Genomic DNA, 17,620 nt, shown 5'->3' with positions numbered 1-17,620 from the left:
TGCGAATGCGCAGGATCAAGGTTGGAACTAGGCAAAGCGCGCTGGCGATGACGCAGAGCGGGCAGACGCTCGATACGCTGAAGAGATTGGCCGATGAGGCGAAGCTTCCGCTGGACTTCGAAGTCGTGCCGATCGTCACGCGGGGAGATCGAATATTGGACGTGACCTTATCCAAGGTCGGTGGCAAAGGCCTGTTCGTCAAAGAAATCGAAGAAGCGCTGCTCGGCGGCGAGATCGATATCGCGATCCACAGCATGAAGGATATGCCGTTCGAGCTGCCAAGCGGCCTCGCGATCGGATGCGTGCCGCCCCGCGAGGATCCGCGCGACGCGCTCGTGAACTTGACTTCGAGCACGCTGTCCGATCTTCCGCCGGGCGCGCGGATCGGCACGAGCAGCCTGCGCCGCGCCGCGCAGCTCCAGTCGCGCCGCCCCGATTTTCGGATCGAATCGCTTCGCGGCAATATCGACACCCGGCTTCGCAAGCTGGAATCCGAGGGGCTCGACGCGATCGTACTGGCCGCCGCCGGCTTGAAGCGGATGGGGTGGAACGACCGCATCACGGCGTTTATCGATCCGGAGGACTGCCTGCCCGCCGTCGGGCAAGGGGCGCTTGCCGTCGAATGCCGGGCGTCCGACCAAGAAGTTCTCGACCTGCTGGCGAGGCTGAACGATACGGCCGCCGCGCGCGCGGTAGCGGCCGAGCGTACGTTTTTGGGATTGCTCAACGGCGGCTGCCAGGTGCCGATCGGCGCCTACGCGACCGCCGCGTCGGCGGCGCCCGACGCCGTCGTCTCCATGACGGGAATGGTCGCTGCTGCCGACGGCAGCAGCGTGCTTAAAGCGTCGGCTTCCGGCAGCGATCCGGCCGAGGTCGGCCGCCGCGTGGCGGAGGAACTGCTGGGCAAGGGTGCGGACGCCCTGCTCGCGGAAGCGAGGGAATAACGGTGGCCCAGGGCAAAGTATATTTGGTAGGCGCGGGACCGGGAGACCCGAAGCTCATCACGGTGCGCGGTCTGCGCGCGCTCCAGCGCTGCGACGTCGTCGTTTACGATCGTTTGGCCGGGCCCCAGTTGCTCCAGGAGACGCTTCCCGGGACGGAACGCATCTACGTCGGCAAGCGGCCGGATCGCCATACGATGAAGCAGGAAGAGATCAACCGCCTGCTGCTCGACTTGGCGCTGTCCGGCAAGGTCGTCTGCAGGCTCAAGGGTGGCGATCCGACGGTGTTCGGGCGCGTAGGCGAAGAGGCGGAGCTGCTGCGGCAGCACGGCGTGCCCTACGAGATCGTCCCCGGGATTACGTCCGCGATCGCGGTGCCGGCCTATGCGGGCATCCCTGTGACGCATCGCGATCTCGCTTCGTCCTTTTCGATCGTGACCGGTCACGAGAGCCCGGACAAGCTCGACCGCACGATCCAGTGGGACAAAGTGACGAATGCGACCGGCACCCTGCTTTTTCTGATGGGCGTATCGAAGATCGGTTATATTAGCGAGCAGTTGATGAAGTTCGGACGGTCGGCGCAGACGCCCGTGGCGCTTGTCCGATGGGGCACGCGCGCGGAGCAGGAGACGCTGACCGGCACGCTGGGCGACATCGAGCAAAAAGTGCGGGAGGCCGACTTTCAGCCGCCGGCGGTCATCGTCGTCGGCGACGTCGTGCGGCAGCGCGAGACGTTGAAGTGGATCGAGGCCAAGCCGTTGTTCGGCTGGCGCGTCCTCGTCACGCGTGCCCGCTCGCAGGCGAGCGAGCTTGCGGACCGGATCGACGACCTCGGCGGCGAGCCGTACGTCTTTCCGGTGATCGAAACGGTCAAGCAGACGAATCCGGTCGAAATCGAGCGAATCGCGGCGACATTGCGCGGGGCCGAGCGCTTCGATTGGATCGTTTTGACGAGCCCGGCAGGCGTCGAGTTTTTTTTCTCCTGGCTGGCCGAGACGCGCGTCGACATTCGCCGTTTTGCCGGGGCGCGCTTTGCCGCGGTCGGTCCGAAGACGGCCGAGGCGCTGGCGGCGCGCGGCGTCTTCGCCGACGTCGTTCCTGCCCAATTCCAGGCCGAAGGCTTGCTGGACAGCTTGGCGGACATGCTGGCGCCGGGACAGCGGGCATTGCTGCCCAGAGGCGATCTGGCCCGAGGCCTCCTCCCGGCCGAACTCGCCAAGGCGGGCATCGAGGCGGTGGAGCTCGATGTGTACGAGAACAGGCTGGTCGTTCAAGAGGATGATAGAATCGTCGAGATGCTGCAGGGCGGCGAGATACATGCGGTGACTTTTACGAGCTCCTCTACGGTCGTGAACCTGTTCGAAGCGTTGCGGCGGCTCGGTGCCGAGCGTCCGGCCGACCTGCTGGAGGGCTGCGCGATCGCATGCATCGGACCGATCACCGCGCGAACGGCGGAGGAGCACGGTCTTCGCGTGACGTTGACGGCCGAACAGTCGACGATCGAAGGCTTGCTGGCGGCGATGCTGGCGCATCGTAGCAACGGAAACGAAATTTCGTAAAGAAAGGTTCTGATTCAAAATGCATACATCAATCGTGCGTCATCGCCGCCTTCGGCGGACGGCGGGCATCCGCAATCTGGTCCGGGAGACGCGTCTGCACGTGCACGACCTGATCATGCCGATCTTCGTCGCCCACGGCGACGACGTCAAGACCGAGATCTCCTCGATGCCGGGCGTTTATAACCTGTCGCTCGATCGGCTGGACGAGGAGATCGCGGAGATCGTCTCCCTGGGCATCCAGGCCGTGCTGCTGTTCGGCATCCCCGCCTCCAAGGACAGCGTCGGCACGGGCGCGTACGCGGAAGACGGCATCGTGCAGCAGGCGACCCGCAAGATAAAAAAGCTGGCGCCCGACCTGGTCGTCATCGCGGATACGTGCCTGTGCGAATTCACGGATCACGGACATTGCGGCGTCGTGCACGAGGGGGACTGCGGCGCGGTCGTGGACAACGACGAATCGCTGGCGCTGCTGGTGCGCACGGCCGTCTCCCAGGCGCGCGCGGGCGCTGACATCATCGCGCCGTCCAACATGATGGACGGATTCGTAGGCGCGATCCGGCAAGGGCTCGACGAGGCGGGATTCGAAGACATTCCGATCATGTCCTATGCGGTTAAATATTCCTCGGCCTATTACGGCCCGTTCCGCGAGGCCGCCCAGTCGGCGCCGAAGTTCGGCGACCGCAAGACGTACCAGATGGACGCGGCGAACGCGCGAGAGGCGCTGAGAGAGGCGGAAACGGACGTGGGCGAGGGCGCGGACATGCTGATGGTCAAGCCGGGCCTCGCCTACCTGGACATCGTTCGGCTGCTGAAGGAGCGCTACGATCTGCCGCTCGTCGTGTACAACGTAAGCGCCGAATACGCGATGGTGAAGGCGGCGGCGATGCAAGGCTGGATCGACGAGCGGGCGATCGTACTGGAGACGCTGACCGGCATGAAGCGCGCAGGCGCGGACCTGATCATTACGTACCATGCGAAGGACGCCGTGCGTTGGATGAACGGGCAGTAAGGCGTAAATAGAGGGCATGCATTGGCAAGCTTAGCGGCAAAGAGTGTTTAAATAGTGCCGCTATCTTGTACAACGAAAAAAAATTGCTTCAACCGCGCAGCTTCGTCAAGTTAAGCGTGTACCGGTTGATGCCGAACGTGAGCACGCCTTTGGCCTCGAGTTCCCGAAGCACCTCGGACAGGATCTGCTTGGACACGCCGGCCATTTGCGAGAGCTCGTCATAATTAAGCGCCAGGTGGATGTTGATGAAGACGCCGTCGCGCTTGCCGTGCTGGTTGGCCAGATTGATCAGGTTTTTCAGCACGCGCGTTCGATCGTCCAGGAAGGTCAGGTCGCTCACATGCTCGTTCGTCTGTCTCAGCCGCCGGCTCAGTTCGGCGAGTATGCCCTTCGTAATATCGAAGTGCGACTCCAGCAGGCGCATGAAGTCGTCGCTCGCGATCTCCAGCAGGAGCGACGTCTCGAGCGCCCGGGCGGACGCGGAGCGCGGCAGCCCGTCGAGGAGGGCCAGCTCGCCGAAGCTGTCGCCTGCTCCGACGACGGACAGCACCTTCTCGTCGCCTCCGGCGCTGCGCGTGAAGAGCTTGATGGACCCGCCGAGCACGACGTAGAACACGTTGCCCGGATCTTTTTCCTGGAACAGGATGCTGCCGGCAGACAAGCTGCGACGTCTTGCGATGCGGGAAATCGGTTCAAGCTGCGATTCGCTTAATTTGTCGAATAAAGGTACCTTTTTAAGCCATTGAATCATCACGGAGCCTCCCATGCCGCGCAATTTGATGATTCAGTTTACCATAGACTTTTCCATTCCAGATAGCAGAGGTGGACGAAAATGAGCGAAACGCGCCAAAAACGCTCGGACGCGAAGTCCAAAGCCGCATTCGAACGGGCCAAAAGGTCGATTCCCGGCGGCGTCAACAGCCCGGTTCGCGCGTTCAAGTCGGTCGGCTTGACGCCGGTCGTCATCGAACGCGGCCAAGGGAGCCGGATTACCGACATCGACGGTCAATCCTATATCGATTACGTTTTATCGTGGGGCCCCTTGATCGCGGGTCACGCCCATCCGGAAGTGGTGGAAGCGATCCGGCGGACCGCGGAAAAAGGCACGAGCTTCGGCGCTCCGACAGAACTGGAGACGGAGATGGCGGAGCTGGTATGCGCGCGCGTACCGTCGATCGAAGTCGTCCGCATGGTCAATTCCGGCACCGAGGCGACGATGAGCGCCATTCGGCTCGCGCGCGGCTACACGGGCCGCAGCCGGATTTTAAAGTTCGAAGGCTCGTATCACGGCCACGCGGACAGTCTGCTAATTAAAGCGGGCTCCGGCGTCGCGACGCTCGGCTTGCCCGACAGTCCGGGCGTGCCGGAGAGCATCGCGTCCCACACGATCACGGTGCCCTACAACGATCTCGCGTCGGTCAAGCTCGCTTTCGAGCGTTACGGCGAGGAGATCGCGGCGGTCATCGTGGAGCCTGTCGCCGGCAACATGGGCGTCGTTCCTCCGCTCCCCGGTTTTTTGCAGGGGTTGAGGGATGTGACGCAGCAATACGACAGCCTGCTCATTTTCGACGAAGTTATGACGGGTTTCCGCGTCCACTTGAACTGCGCGCAGGGATTGTACGGCATTACGCCCGACCTGACCTGCCTCGGCAAGGTCATCGGCGGCGGCCTGCCGGTCGGCGCTTACGGCGGCCGGCGCGAGCTGATGGAGCGCATGGCGCCGGTAGGCCCGATCTATCAAGCCGGGACGCTATCGGGCAATCCGCTGGCGATGGCCGCGGGGCTCGCCACGCTCAAGCTGCTCGATACGTCCGCCTACCTGCGATTGGAACAGCTTGCCATGCGGCTTCAGGCTGGACTTGACGCCAACGCGCGCGAGTACGGCATCGCGATGACGATCAATCGCGTCGGCTCGATGGTCTGCCCGTTCCTGACCGACAAGCAGGTCATCAACTTCGAGACGGCGAAGCAGTCCAACACGGAGCGATTCCGCACGCTGTTCGGCCGAATGCTCGATCAAGGCGTCAACCTTCCGCCTTCCCAGTTCGAGGGTTGGTTCCTGTCCATCGCCCACAGCGAGGACGATATCGACGAGACGATCGCGTCGCATCGCGCGGCCCTCGGCAAGTTCTAAGCGGGGCGCGCGCAAGTCCGTAGGCATGCCCACCTTTTTTAAGGCATATAGATAGATAAGGAGTGAAGCCTGCCTCCGGGCGTATCCGGCAGCCGGGGATGCAGGGACTCTATGCCGAGAGGGGGGAGACCTGTCGTGACGGAATCGTCGAACGGGTTGAGATTCGATATTTACGAACGGGTACAGCTGGCAAGCGACGCCTTGCCCATCGACACGCTCGAAGAGATCGAGCTGTCGCCGCACATCGAGGCGCTCGAGCAGGAAGATAGCGTGCTGCTGCGCGGGTATTTGCTGCTGAGCGGCACGTACCGGCCGATCGGGGAAGTGGATTCGGCGGGATCGCTGGAGCATCGCATTCCGGTCGAGATCTCCTTGCCGCAGAGCCGCGTGCGTCAATTGGAGGAACTGGATGTGGAGATCGACCATTTCGACGTCGATCTGCTAACCGAGCGTTCGCTGAACGTGACCGGCGTGCTGGGCTTGCGCGGCGTGCAGACGGAGGCGCGCGAGGCGCCGGTGTGGCACGAGGACGGCTTCACGGTCGCGCACGAAGCGCCGGAGCGGGTATCCGCTATCGAAGCGGAAAGGCGAGACGAGGCCAATCAGGCCTTATCGCTGCCTCCGCTTGGCGAATCCGCGTTCGAACCTGCAGCGGCGATCGGAACGAACGGCGGCTTCGCCGGAACAAGCGAAGCTGGACGGGCGAACGACTCGTTCGCCGCGGGCGGCCAGCCGCAAGCGCCCGTTTATTCGCAGCCCGGACCGGTTTATTTGCCGCCCGCCTGGACGGATCCGAACGCCGCCCAGGAGACGGCCGTTTCGCCGGTCTGGTACGAGCAGCAGCGCGCCCGCGCCGAAGCCGAAGCAAGGGCGCGGGAAGAAGCGCTGCTGCGGGAGCAGGAGCTCGCCCAGGTCGCCGCCGAGGCGCTGGAGCGGCAGCTCGCCGAAGCGGCGAGGGCGGAGGCGGACCGGGCGGCCCGCGCCGCCGAGGAAGCGCGAGCCTTCGAGCTCGCGGAACGCGAAAAGGCAGAGCGGGAGGCGCTGGATGCGATCGCGCGGGCGGAGCGCGAGAGGCAGCTGGAGGCGGAGCGGGACCGGCAGGAGGAGGCTGAAGCCTGGGAGCGGCTGCTCGCCTACCAGCGTCTTGAGGAGGAGCCGGCCGAGTTCGTCGCACCGGCAGAGGCCGCGCCTGTCGAGACCGTTTCTCCGCAGTCGGAGCCTCCAAGCTATCCGCAGGTGTACGAGGCTCAAATTCCAGCGGCTTCCGCATGGCCGGGTCTCGAAAACGACCTGCAGGATCAGGATCAGACGGAGTCCGCCGAGACCGGCGAAGCTGCCCGGAAGGGGCAGCGCCAGCCGGAGCCGGCAGGACCGAAGCTGGGCTTGTCCAGCAAAGGATCGGGCGGTTCCGAATCCGTATTCGGCGTCGGCATATTGTCGCAGCTCGGAGACAAAGGCGCGATTCGCGAGGCCGATCTGAAGGCTGCCGAAGAAGCGAGGCTGGCCGCGCCTCCCGAAAATACGCAGAATAGCCGCGCTTCGGGCGACGAGATCGAATGGACGCGCCTGTTTCTTGCCAAGGAAGCCGGCCAATCTTTTCGCAAAGTAAAGATGGTGATCGTGCAGCGGGAGGACACGCTGGACGGCATCGCGGGCAAGTATCAGCTGCAGTCCCGCGAGCTGCAGCTGTACAATCGGCTTCCGGACCCGCATCTGGCGGAAGGCCAGGTGCTGTATATTCCTTAAGCGTTCAATCGGTTCGCCCCGCGGCAGTCGTCTGCCGCGGGGCGTCTTGGCGTTTTGGGCCGGCGCGCATAGGCCGTTGCCGCGGGCAGGTTGACTGCATGTAACCGTACGGGTATGATAGGGAAATAAGACATGGATAGGGACCAGTAAGCAGTCGTACCCTTCAGAGAGCGGAACCGCTGCCTCGCAGCGCTGCGAGGTTCCGCAGGAAGTAAGCTGCCGAAGTCGCCCTGGAGTTTCCCGTTCGAACCGAGCACGCCGTAGAACGGGACGGCCGCAGCCGTTATCCTGCGTTCGAGAGCCGCATTTCGTCCGATTGGGAGATGCGGAATGAAGGTGGTACCACGGAAGTTCAACCTTTCGTCCTTTGCGGCGGGAGGTTTTTGCTTTTTTTCGGGGTCTCGCCCCGACCGAGCGCGCTTCGCGCGCCGTTCCGGCCCGGCAGACAGCAGGCGTGCTGCATGCCGATCGCCAATCGTCCGATCTACGTCCCTGGAGGTTGTGAATTCTATGAGCGACATCAATCAAAGCAAACCCCTTGAACTGCCCACCACGTACGACCCGACCGGCGCCGAGCAAAAATGGTACGACGCCTGGCTCGCGGGCGGTTATTTCAAAGCCGGACTGAGGCCCGACGCGCCCAAATACACGATTGTCATCCCGCCGCCCAACGTGACGGGCATGCTGCATATCGGCCATGCGCTCGACCTGACGCTTCAGGACATCCTGATCCGCTTCAAGCGGATGCAGGGCTTTGACGCGCTGTGGGTGCCGGGCACGGACCACGCGGGCATCGCCACGCAGACCAAGGTCGAGAGCAAGCTTCGCGAAGAAGGCCTGTCCCGTTACGATCTCGGACGGGAGAAGTTCCTCGAGCGCGTCTGGGACTGGAAAGAGCAGTACGCGGGTTCGATCCGCAAGCAATGGTCGAAGATGGGGCTCAGCCTCGATTACTCCCGCGAGCGGTTCACGCTCGACGAAGGCTTGTCCAAGGCGGTCCGCGAGGTGTTCAAGCGCCTCTACGACAAAGGCCTGATCTACCGCGGCAAGCGTATCATCAATTGGGATCCGGCGGCCAAGACCGCGCTCTCCGACATCGAAGTCGAATACAAAGAAGTGAACGGGCATCTCTACCATCTGCAGTATCCGCTATCGGACGGCAGCGGCTATCTGACGGTCGCGACGACGCGTCCCGAGACGATGCTGGGCGATACGGCGGTCGCCGTGCATCCCGAAGACGAGCGCTACAAGCACCTGATCGGCAAGACGCTCCGGCTCCCGGTCGTCGGCCGCGAGATTCCGGTCATCGGCGACGAGTACGTCGACAAAGACTTCGGCAGCGGGGCCGTCAAGATCACGCCGGCGCACGACCCGAACGACTTCGAGGTCGGCGCCCGCCACGATCTGCCGCAGATCATCGTCATGGACGAGAGCGGCCGGATGAACGATCAAGCCGGCCCGTACGAGGGCATGGACCGCTCCGATTGCCGCAAGGCGATCGTCAAGGACCTGCAGGAGCAAGGCGTCCTGATCCGCATCGAGGATCACGTTCACCAGGTCGGGCACAGCGAGCGCAGCGGCGCCGTCGTGGAGCCGTATCTTTCGACGCAGTGGTTCGTCTCCATGAAGCCGCTCGCCGAAGCCGCGATAGGCGCGCAGCGGTCCGGCAAGGGCGTCAATTTCGTGCCGGACCGCTTCGAGAAAATCTATTTGCACTGGATCGAGAACGTGCGCGACTGGTGCATCTCCCGCCAGCTCTGGTGGGGACACCGCATACCGGCGTGGTATAGGGAAGGTACGGACGAGATCTACGTCGGGACGGAAGCGCCGGAAGGCGAAGGCTGGGTGCAGGACGAAGACGTGCTGGATACATGGTTCAGCTCGGCGCTTTGGCCGTTCTCCACGCTCGGCTGGCCGGACAGCACCGAGGACCTCAAGCGTTACTATCCGACGGACGTGCTCGTCACGGGCTACGACATCATCTATTTCTGGGTCGCCCGGATGATTTTCACCGCGCTGGAGTTCACGGGAGCGTCGCCGTTCAAGGATGTGCTCATCCACGGTCTCGTGCGCGACGCCGAAGGACGCAAGATGTCCAAGTCGCTCGGCAACGGCGTCGATCCGTTCGAGGTCATCGAGAAGTACGGCGCGGACGCGATGCGCTACATGCTGTCCACGGGCAACACGCCGGGGCAGGATCTTCGGTTCCGCTGGGAGAAGGTCGAGCAGGCGCGCAACTTCGCCAACAAGATCTGGAACGCTTCGCGCTTCGCCTTGATGAACCTCGAGGGCTTCAAGGCGGACGATATCGATCTGGCCGGCAGCCTGTCTACCGCGGACCGCTGGATTTTGCACCGGTTCCACGAGACGGCGCGCGACGTGACCCGGCTCATGGAAACGTACGAATTCGGCGAGACGGGACGGCTGCTGTACAACTTCATTTGGGACGATCTGTGCGACTGGTATATCGAGTTCGCCAAGCTCACGCTCTACGGGGAAGACGCGGCGTCGAAGGCGAGCACGCAGTCGGTCATCGCCTACGTGCTGGACCGTACGCTGCGCCTGCTGCATCCGTTCATGCCTTATTTGTCGGAAGAGATCTGGCAGCATCTGCCGCACGAAGCCGGAGAGACGATCACGCTGGCGGCCTGGCCGACCTATGACGCCGCGTTCGATGCGCCAGACGCGGTCGCGGAGATGGGACTGCTCATGGACGCGATCCGCGCCGTGCGCAACGTGCGCGCCGAAGTCGGCGTTACGCCGGGCAAAAAGGTCGAGCTGCTCGCGAAGCCGACGACGGAAGCGTCCGCGGGCATACTGAAGCGCAACGAGGAGTATCTCCGCCGCTTCTGCAACACGTCGAGCCTTACGCTGGACGCCGGTCTCTCGGCGCCGGAGAAGGCGATGACCGCCATCGTGACGGGCGTCGAGCTATACTTGCCGATCGCCGGCCTGATCGATATCGGCCAGGAGATCGCGCGTCTGACCAAGGAGCTCGCATCGCTGAGCGCCGAAGTCGAGCGCGTGGAGAAAAAGCTGGCGAACGAAGGGTATATCGCCAAGGCGCCTGCCCATGTCGTCGAGCAGGAGCGCGCGAAGGGCGCCGACTATCGCGACAAGCGCGACAAGGTGCTCGCCCGGATCGAAGAGCTTAAAAACTGATGGAGGCGAACGCAGGCATGACAACTTCGCAAGACGCGTCATCCCAGAACGCTCATGACCTGACATCCGCCGGCCAAGGCCCCGAAGCATCCTTCCGTACCGCGGCCGAGGCGGTCGGCTGGATCTCCGGTCTCGCGCCGGTCGTCGGCATCAAGCCGGGCCTCGAGCGGATGGAGCTCCTTTTTGGAAAAGCTGAATTACCCGCACCGCCGGCTCCGGTTCATCCATGTGGCAGGCACGAACGGCAAGGGCTCCGTATGCGCCATGCTGGCTTCCGTGCTGCGCAAGAGCGGCTACGACGTCGGCTTGTTCACGTCGCCCTATTTGACTTCGTTCGCGGACCGAATCGATTACAACGGCGAAGCGATGCCGGAGGAAGCGATCGTCTCTCTCGCGAACAGGCTGAAGCCGCTCTCGGACGAACTGGCGGATTCCGAATGGGGACCGCTGACGGCCTTCGAGCTGACGACGGCCATGGCGATTTTGTATTACGCGACCGTTGCATTTCCGGATTATGTCGTTTGGGAAACGGGGCTGGGCGGGCGTCTCGACGTGACGAACGTCGTCACGCCGGTCATCAGCGTCATCACGAACGTCGGGCACGATCATATGGATCTGCTGGGCGATACCATTGAGGAAATCGCGCGCGAAAAGGCGGGCATCGTCAAAGCCGGCGTCCCGGTCGTATCGACCGTCGAGCAGCCGGAAGCCGCCGCGATCGTCAAAGAGACCGCAGCCGCGCGCAAAGCGACGCTTTATCGGCTAGGCGAGCAATTTTCCTATGAGAACCGCGGCGCGCAGGAAGATGCGCAATCGTTCGATTTTCGGAATTTGTTCAGAGGGCTCGAGGACGTCCGGATCGGCTTGGCCGGTCCGCACCAGCAGACCAATGCCGCCGCCGCGATCATGGCGATCGACGTCCTTCGGACGTATTACGCGCTGATCGTGGACGAGGAAGACCTGAGGGAAGGTCTGCGCCGGGCGGCGTGGCCGGGCAGGCTCGAGCTGGTCAGCGACGAGCCGCGAATTTTGCTGGACGGCGCGCACAATCCCGAAGGCATGGCCGCGCTCGCGGAGGCGCTGCGGCAGGGCTATCCGCGCGACAAGCTCAACGTGCTGCTCGCCATGATGCCCAACAAGAATCATGAAGACGCCTTAAGGCATATACTACCAATGGTGAGTACGCTTGTCGTTACGGAACCGGACCATCATCGCAAGATGGGGGCTGAAGCGCTGGCGGATGTCGCCCGGCGTGCGGGGCGGGATACGGGCGGCGCGGCAGCCGTCATCGTCGAACCGGATTGGCGCAAAGCGCTCGAAAAAATACAATCCCTCGCGGCCGCCGAACCCGAGGAAAATACGTTGACGCTCGTGACGGGCACGCTTTATTTGATCGCGGACGTCCGTTCGTGGCTGCTCGAACGCAAGACTTCTGACAAAGGCTGGTGAAGCGTCGTTGGCAACGGCTGAACACGTACATTTTATCGGCATCGGCGGCTACGGGATGAGCGCCATTGCCAGAGTGATGCTGGAGATGGGCTATCATGTGACCGGGTCGGACGTCGCCCGGCAGGAATTGACGGACAAACTGGCCAGCAAAGGGGCCGAGATCTACATCGGGCATGAGCCGCGCAACGTTCGAGGCGCGAATTTGGTCGTATACTCGACGGCGCTCGCGCGGGATAACGTCGAGCGCGTGGAGGCGGAGAGCCTGAATATTCCCACGCTTCACCGCGCGCAGATGCTGGCGAGGCTGCTCAACAGCCGGACCGGCATCGCGGTGGCCGGCGCGCACGGCAAGACGACGACCTCGTCCATGATCGCGCTCGTCATGGAGCTGTCCGGCCTCGATCCCACGTATATCATCGGGGGGGAGATCGTGAACGTCGGCACGAACGCGAAGGCGGGCAAAGGCGAGCACGTCGTGGCCGAGGCGGACGAGAGCGACGGCTCGTTCCTTCAATACGAGCCCGCGGTAGCGGTCGTCACGAACATCGAAGCGGACCATCTCGAGAACTACGACGGCGACTTCGGCAAGCTCAAGGCCGCTTACGTACAATTCCTTAAGCAGGTTCGCCCCGACGGGTGCGCGGTCGTCTGCGTCGACGACGCCAATGTAAGGGAACTGTTGCCCCAGGTGTCGGGGACGAGCGTGATCACCTTCGGCATCGAAGGCGAAGCGGACTACAAGGCGGTCTCCATCGAACTCGGCGACCGCCAGGCCGCCTTCGAAGTCGTCAAGAGCGGAGCGTCGCTCGGCCGCGTGCGTCTCTCAGTCCCCGGCCTGCACAACGTCTACAACGCGCTCGCGACGATCGTCGTTTGCCTGCACGCTGGCGTGCCCTTCGAACGCATCGCGTCGTCGATCGTCGAGTTCAGGGGCGCGAAGCGACGGTTCCAGGTGCTTGGAGACGTGAACGACATCCTCGTCATCGACGATTACGCGCATCATCCGACCGAGATTCAGGCGACGATCTTGGCGGCCAAGGCGACGGGCAAACGCATTTTGGCTGTATTTCAGCCGCAGCGGTACACGCGTACCTACTTTCTGCTGGACGCGTTCAGCCGGGCATTCGCCGAGGCGGACGAGGTATATATTACCGATATCTACTCGCCGGCCGGCGAGAAGCGCATCGAAGGCGTGACGTCTTCGCGCCTCGTCCAGTTGATCGCCGAGAACAGCAATGCCAACGTTACGCACGTGCCGACGCGCGAGCAGGTCCGCGACCTGCTCGCCGAGCGGGTGAAGCCCGGCGATCTCGTCTTGACGATGGGTGCAGGCGACATCTGGAAGTCGGCCGACGAATTGTCCCGCATCCTTCGGGAGCGAGCGGGGAAGCAATAGCATGATCGAAGCGCAGCGGGCTCGCCCCGTTGCGCTTTTTTGGTGCGCCTGCACGCCGGCAGGACGCAAGTCGTCACCATTGAAGCTGCTTTGACCGACTGACCGATGCGCCTACCCCGATTGAACTACTTTGCCCCGCCGACCGTTTCGCATGTCGCTAGAAGTCCTCGATAGGACTACTTTGCCCCGCCGACCGATACGCATGTCGCAAGAAGTCCCAGATAGAACTCCTTCGCCCCGCCGACCGATACGCATGTCGCAAGAAGTCCTCGTTAGAACTAATTTGCTTCGTCGACCGATTCACGTGTCGCAAGAAGTCCCCGATAGGACTACTTTGCCCCGCCGACCGTTTCGCATGTCGCTAGAACTCCCCCGATAGAACTCCTTTGCCCCGCCGACCGATTCGCATGTCGCAAGAAGTCCCCGTTACGGCTTGCGCGTTGAGGCCGCAGGCTGCATAGCGTCGATCATATTCTCTCTCATTCGTTCATAGACTAGGATTAATAGACGAAGCAGCAGGGAGAGAAGCCAAGATGCAGCCACCTTCCAAAATGACCTTTAAATTTGAAGGCAACCTTCCGCGGGAAGTGCGAAACGATAGCGTCGAACAATCACATACTTCACCGCAAGCATCGGGGCAAGGAGACGCGAACGCAGCCCTTGCGGAGCCGACCGTCCGCGGATTCCAGCCGCGCGGCTTTTCGGCGCAGGCGGGCAGGCAGACGCCGACCGCCGGCAGCGGATATCGCCTGCCCGGCAAGGGCGCGCATATCGGGCAAGGCAGTCCTTCCCCCCACTCCGAGGCTTGACGCGCGCGCGCAAGCTGCCTTGGCGGAGACCGTCGGCCGGACGGAAGAACGGCCGACAAGCCACGCCTCCCGGGGCAACAAGCCATCAGACGCGCCCACGTCCCGCAGCGTGCTTCGGCCGGACACGCATCATCACGGTACGATGCCGTTCGGCGATCAACCGGGCCGTTCGCCGGCGCAGGGCGGATCGTCCGCGCGCGATGCAAGACCGGGGCCGTATGAAGACGACGTCGAAGCCCTGGAGCAAATGATCCGCGGCGCCGATCGCGAGCGCGGCCATAAGACCAAAGGGGATCTCCCGCCGAGCTCGGGCCGCGCGCACACCTTGACGTCCGGGCGCGTGGCCGGTTTTCGCAAGCCCGCTTCAACCCAGTCGCCGCCGCGCGAATTTCCATACGCAGACCTTGGAGGCATGGCGGCGGATTCCCGCAGGCAACAGGTCGATCCGTCTTACGATGTTCATGAACGTTACGAGCCTCATCATCCAAGCGCGGCGTCAGGCGCCGGCATGCTGCCTGCAGATGCAGACCCGTTTGTGAACGAGGACGGGCATTGGATCGAAGACGGGGGGAATCCGGAGATATCGAGGCGGACCGTCGTGGATGCGCATCTTCGCTTCGGTGGCGGCCGCGATCGTCACAGGCGCTATTTTCGGGTATATCGTACTGGCGCTGTTCACGGGCGAACCGATCCTGCCCACAGGCAGCGCCGCCGATCCGGCAACCGCCGGATTAAAGCCTGTCGCATCGGGCGCGGCGGCTTCGGAAGGCGCGAAGGCGGATCCGGCGGCGTCCGGGCAGGGAACGGGCAAGCCGGACGATGCGACCGCGACGGCAGCGCCGGACAAGGCGGCAAGCGCCTCGGGCGATGCCGAGGTGCCGGCCTCGGTCAGCTATCTGCTGCAGTACGGCGTCTTTCAGAGCGAGGCCAGCATGGACGAAGCCGTACAAGCGCTGACGAGCCAGGGCATCGCGGCCGCGACGGATACGACTGACGGGTACCGCGTATATGCGGGGATCGCAGCCGGCAAAGCCGAAGCGGAAAAACTGGCCGCTGCGCTGACGGACGAGGAACTGTACGCGAAGGCGCTGGACAATCCTGCGCTCTCGCTCCCTGAAGACGCCTGCGGCGGTATCGTGGGCTGCGTTTCTAGAGGAAAGCGACGCGCTCGGCCGCTTGCTCGCCGGGACTTCGGCCGAGCTGTTGGCCGAAGGCGGGACGCAGCCGCCGGGGGCGCAGTCCGACGCAGACATGCAAGCCGCATCGAAGCGCTGGATAGCGACCCTAACGGACATGGCCGCGTGGTCCGGCAGCCGCGGCGAGCCTGCGCAAGCCGTTGCCGCCCAGCTTCAAGCGGCCCTCGAGCAGTGGACCGCATACGGCAAGGAACCTTCCGCCGCCCGCTTGCGGGCCGTGCAGGCCCCGACGATGAAGGCGGCGTTGACCGCGCGCCGGCTTCGGGAAGAACTCGGCGAGGACGGGGACTGAGGCGTCCTTTCTTCAGATCGCGGGATCGCTGGCCCTCAAGACCTATCGACGCCGCGGCATCCGGCGTCGCGCGTGCCTGCAGCCCCGACCAAGGGGCTGTCTTTGCGTTGTCCATTGTGCGTGCCGCCGCAGCCACGTATAATAATGAAGCAAGTGTCAAAAAATGGCGGGAGACGTAGATAGCGTGAAGAAAAACGGCTGGATATTGATTTTATTCGTATTCCTCGGCATGCTGGCCGGCGCGCTTGTCGCGGATTGGCTGAAGCGCGTCCCCGGACTCGATTTCCTCACGCGGACGGTGAAGGTGCACTGGTCCCCTTCCGCCGATTTGCTCGTTCTCGTTTACAACATCAATATTTCGCTGAACGTGAGCCTGCTCAGTATGGTCGGCATCGCGGCGGCGATCTGGATTTACCGGAAAATGTAGCCAACGCCCGCAGGGCAAAGTTAAAAGAAGTCGAAAGGGAGATTGCCGCTATGACCCAAAGCGTATCGACGAAAACGAGCGCCACGCTCGTACTCGCATCGACGTCGCCGCGCAGGCAGCAGTTGATCGGTTTGCTCGGCTTGCCCGTCGAGATCATGCCCAGCCATGCCGACGAGGATACGCCTGAAGGCTGGAGTCCCGCGCGCATCGTCGAAGCGCTTGCCCGCCGCAAGGCTGAAGCCGTGCTGGACAGGGCCGCGCGCACGCCGGGGGCGATCGTCGTGGGCAGCGATACCATCGTCGTGCTGGACGGGGACGTCCTCGGCAAGCCGAAGGATCGCGGGGATGCGATAGCGATGCTGACGCGGCTTGCGGGCCGCGGACACGAAGTGTTCACGGGCCTCTGCTGCATCGAGGCGTCGTCCGGCCGCGCCGTCGTGTCTCACAGCGTCACGCGCGTGTTCATGCGGGCGCTGACGGAGGACCAGATCGCCCGTTACGTCGATTCGGGCGAGCCAATGGACAAGGCCGGCGCTTACGGCATTCAGGAGATCGGCGCGATGCTCGTCGACCGGATCGAAGGCGACTTTTTCACCGTCGTCGGATTGCCGGTTTCCCTGCTCGCTTCGCAGCTCGGCGAGTTCGGTCTTCAGCTTCCCTGACCGGATCGGATGAGGGATTTCGCACGGACGACGCACGACGGCCGCGACCAGGCCGCGGGGTAGCGTCCCGCCGGAAGACCTTGAGCCGATATCCGCAGCCGATGCGGTCGATAGGGAAGAGGGAACGATCGATATGGAGCAACGCGTTTATACGTTAAGGGAAATGCCGGAAGACGAAAGGCCGCGCGAGCGGATGCGAAGCCGGGGCGCCGCCGCCCTCAGCCATGCCGAGCTGCTGGCCATTCTACTTCGCACGGGCACGAAAAACGAGTCCGCGATTCACCTCGCGCAGCGAATATTGAACGAATGCGGCGGACTCCGCAGACTGGCCGAGCGCGCCTGGGACGAGCTTATACATATCAAAGGCATCGGTCCCGCCAAGGCGGTCGAGCTGCAGGCTTCGATCGAGCTGGGCAGACGAATGGCCCGCGCGAAGCTCCCCCGAGATGCCGCGCATCCAGCGTCCCCAGGACGCCTCCGAGCTTGTGATGGAGGAAATGCGGCATTTGCGCGAGGAGCGCTTCGTTTGCCTGTTTCTCGATACGAAAAACCAGGTCATCGCCATGGACACGCTCTCCGTCGGTTCCCTGAGCGCGGCCATCGTACATCCGCGCGAAGTATTCCGGGCGGCCATCCGCCGCAGTAGCGCCTCCATCATCTGCGCCCACAACCATCCTAGCGGAGATCCGACGCCGAGCGCGGAAGACATCGCGCTTACCCGGAGGCTCGCCGAGGCCGGCCAGCTGGTCGGCATCGAATTGCTCGATCATTTGGTAATCGGTGACAATCGCTTTGTTAGTTTGAAGGAGCTGGGCTCCTTGTAATATAATATACAGGA

General features: G+C 63.3%; 13 protein-coding genes, 2 pseudogenes and 1 other annotated feature. Of the genes and pseudogenes, 13 read left to right on the top strand and 2 right to left on the bottom strand.

What is annotated here, in order from left to right:
* The first annotated feature begins 5 nt into the window (after positions 1–5).
* From hemC to hemB, 3 genes are read left to right on the top strand one after another with little or no spacing between them, the layout of a single operon-like run.
* The gene (gene hemC, locus OMP40_RS33810) at positions 6–944 is read left to right on the top strand and encodes a hydroxymethylbilane synthase (RefSeq protein ID WP_277537853.1); all 939 of its coding nucleotides are present in this window, start codon (positions 6–8) and stop codon (positions 942–944) included.
* A 2-nt stretch (positions 945–946) separates the two neighbouring features.
* The gene (gene cobA, locus OMP40_RS33805) at positions 947–2,500 is read left to right on the top strand and encodes a uroporphyrinogen-III C-methyltransferase (RefSeq protein ID WP_277537852.1); all 1,554 of its coding nucleotides are present in this window, start codon (positions 947–949) and stop codon (positions 2,498–2,500) included.
* Positions 2,501–2,519: 19 nt separating this feature from the next.
* Positions 2,520–3,509 carry a porphobilinogen synthase gene (gene hemB / locus OMP40_RS33800; protein WP_277537850.1) on the top strand — a complete coding sequence of 330 codons (990 nt, stop codon included), beginning with the start codon at positions 2,520–2,522 and terminating at the stop codon, positions 3,507–3,509.
* Between the two features lie 88 nt (positions 3,510–3,597).
* Here hemB and OMP40_RS33795 read toward each other — a convergent pair whose 3' ends face one another.
* Positions 3,598–4,260: a Crp/Fnr family transcriptional regulator gene (locus tag OMP40_RS33795; RefSeq protein ID WP_277537847.1), complete on the bottom strand. Its 663-nt coding sequence runs from the start codon at positions 4,258–4,260 to the stop codon at positions 3,598–3,600.
* Positions 4,261–4,341: 81 nt separating this feature from the next.
* Between OMP40_RS33795 and hemL the strand changes: the two genes are divergently transcribed.
* From hemL to OMP40_RS33765, 6 genes and pseudogenes are all read left to right on the top strand, one after another.
* On the top strand, positions 4,342–5,643 hold the full coding sequence (gene hemL / locus OMP40_RS33790) for a glutamate-1-semialdehyde 2,1-aminomutase (protein ID WP_277537845.1): 1,302 nt from the start codon (positions 4,342–4,344) through the stop codon (positions 5,641–5,643).
* Between the two features lie 135 nt (positions 5,644–5,778).
* Positions 5,779–7,389 carry a LysM peptidoglycan-binding domain-containing protein gene (locus tag OMP40_RS33785; RefSeq protein ID WP_277537843.1) on the top strand — a complete coding sequence of 537 codons (1,611 nt, stop codon included), beginning with the start codon at positions 5,779–5,781 and terminating at the stop codon, positions 7,387–7,389.
* A 124-nt stretch (positions 7,390–7,513) separates the two neighbouring features.
* Positions 7,514–7,760, top strand: a binding site (T-box leader).
* Positions 7,761–7,899: 139 nt separating this feature from the next.
* Complete coding sequence (locus tag OMP40_RS33780; RefSeq protein ID WP_277537842.1) at positions 7,900–10,551, top strand: valine--tRNA ligase; 2,652 nt, start codon at positions 7,900–7,902, stop codon at positions 10,549–10,551.
* 17 nt (positions 10,552–10,568) lie between these two features.
* Positions 10,569–12,000, top strand: a pseudogene (locus OMP40_RS33775) (bifunctional folylpolyglutamate synthase/dihydrofolate synthase).
* Positions 12,001–12,007: 7 nt separating this feature from the next.
* Positions 12,008–13,396, top strand: coding sequence for a UDP-N-acetylmuramate--L-alanine ligase (murC, locus tag OMP40_RS33770; RefSeq protein ID WP_277537841.1), 1,389 nt, complete (start codon positions 12,008–12,010; stop codon positions 13,394–13,396).
* 533 nt (positions 13,397–13,929) lie between these two features.
* The gene (locus OMP40_RS33765) at positions 13,930–14,205 is read left to right on the top strand and encodes a hypothetical protein (RefSeq protein WP_277537839.1); all 276 of its coding nucleotides are present in this window, start codon (positions 13,930–13,932) and stop codon (positions 14,203–14,205) included.
* Between the two features lie 85 nt (positions 14,206–14,290).
* Here the strand turns inward: OMP40_RS33765 and OMP40_RS33760 are convergent, their stop codons facing one another.
* A complete protein-coding gene (locus OMP40_RS33760; protein WP_277537837.1) occupies positions 14,291–14,485 on the bottom strand; it encodes a hypothetical protein in 195 nt (64 codons plus the stop codon).
* A gap of 322 nt (positions 14,486–14,807) precedes the next feature.
* On the opposite strand from OMP40_RS33760, the gene OMP40_RS33755 reads away from it, so the two are divergent.
* The 4 genes and pseudogenes from OMP40_RS33755 (at position 14,808) to radC (ending at position 17,606) form a co-directional block, all read left to right on the top strand.
* Positions 14,808–15,872 (top strand): SPOR domain-containing protein, encoded by a 1,065-nt coding sequence (locus tag OMP40_RS33755; RefSeq protein ID WP_277537834.1) that lies wholly within the window; start codon positions 14,808–14,810, stop codon positions 15,870–15,872.
* 5 nt (positions 15,873–15,877) lie between these two features.
* The gene (locus OMP40_RS33750) at positions 15,878–16,120 is read left to right on the top strand and encodes a DUF4321 domain-containing protein (protein WP_217596194.1); all 243 of its coding nucleotides are present in this window, start codon (positions 15,878–15,880) and stop codon (positions 16,118–16,120) included.
* 50 nt (positions 16,121–16,170) lie between these two features.
* A complete protein-coding gene (locus tag OMP40_RS33745; protein WP_277537832.1) occupies positions 16,171–16,782 on the top strand; it encodes a Maf family protein in 612 nt (203 codons plus the stop codon).
* 133 nt (positions 16,783–16,915) lie between these two features.
* Positions 16,916–17,606 (top strand): annotated as a pseudogene (gene radC, locus OMP40_RS33740) (RadC family protein).
* The last annotated feature ends 14 nt before the right edge of the window (positions 17,607–17,620 follow it).

Origin of the sequence: Cohnella rhizosphaerae (assembly GCF_029525575.1) — a bacterium.
Taxonomy (GTDB): domain Bacteria; phylum Bacillota; class Bacilli; order Paenibacillales; family Paenibacillaceae; genus Cohnella; species Cohnella rhizosphaerae.
The sequence above is the reverse complement of the archived record's forward strand: the minus strand, read 5'-3'. Positions and strand labels throughout refer to the sequence as shown.

Coding starts and splice junctions, on each gene's coding strand:
- hemC (WP_277537853.1), top strand. CDS start 6: ATGCGCAGGATCAAGGTTGGAACTAGGCAAAGCGCGCTGGCGATGACG.
- hemB (WP_277537850.1), top strand. CDS start 2,520: ATGCATACATCAATCGTGCGTCATCGCCGCCTTCGGCGGACGGCGGGC.
- OMP40_RS33795 (WP_277537847.1), bottom strand. CDS start 4,260: ATGATTCAATGGCTTAAAAAGGTACCTTTATTCGACAAATTAAGCGAA.
- hemL (WP_277537845.1), top strand. CDS start 4,342: ATGAGCGAAACGCGCCAAAAACGCTCGGACGCGAAGTCCAAAGCCGCA.
- OMP40_RS33780 (WP_277537842.1), top strand. CDS start 7,900: ATGAGCGACATCAATCAAAGCAAACCCCTTGAACTGCCCACCACGTAC.
- OMP40_RS33765 (WP_277537839.1), top strand. CDS start 13,930: ATGCAGCCACCTTCCAAAATGACCTTTAAATTTGAAGGCAACCTTCCG.
- OMP40_RS33760 (WP_277537837.1), bottom strand. CDS start 14,485: ATGGCCGCGCTCGCGATCGGCGCCGCGGATCATTTGCTCCAGGGCTTC.
- OMP40_RS33755 (WP_277537834.1), top strand. CDS start 14,808: ATGCGCATCTTCGCTTCGGTGGCGGCCGCGATCGTCACAGGCGCTATT.
- OMP40_RS33745 (WP_277537832.1), top strand. CDS start 16,171: ATGACCCAAAGCGTATCGACGAAAACGAGCGCCACGCTCGTACTCGCA.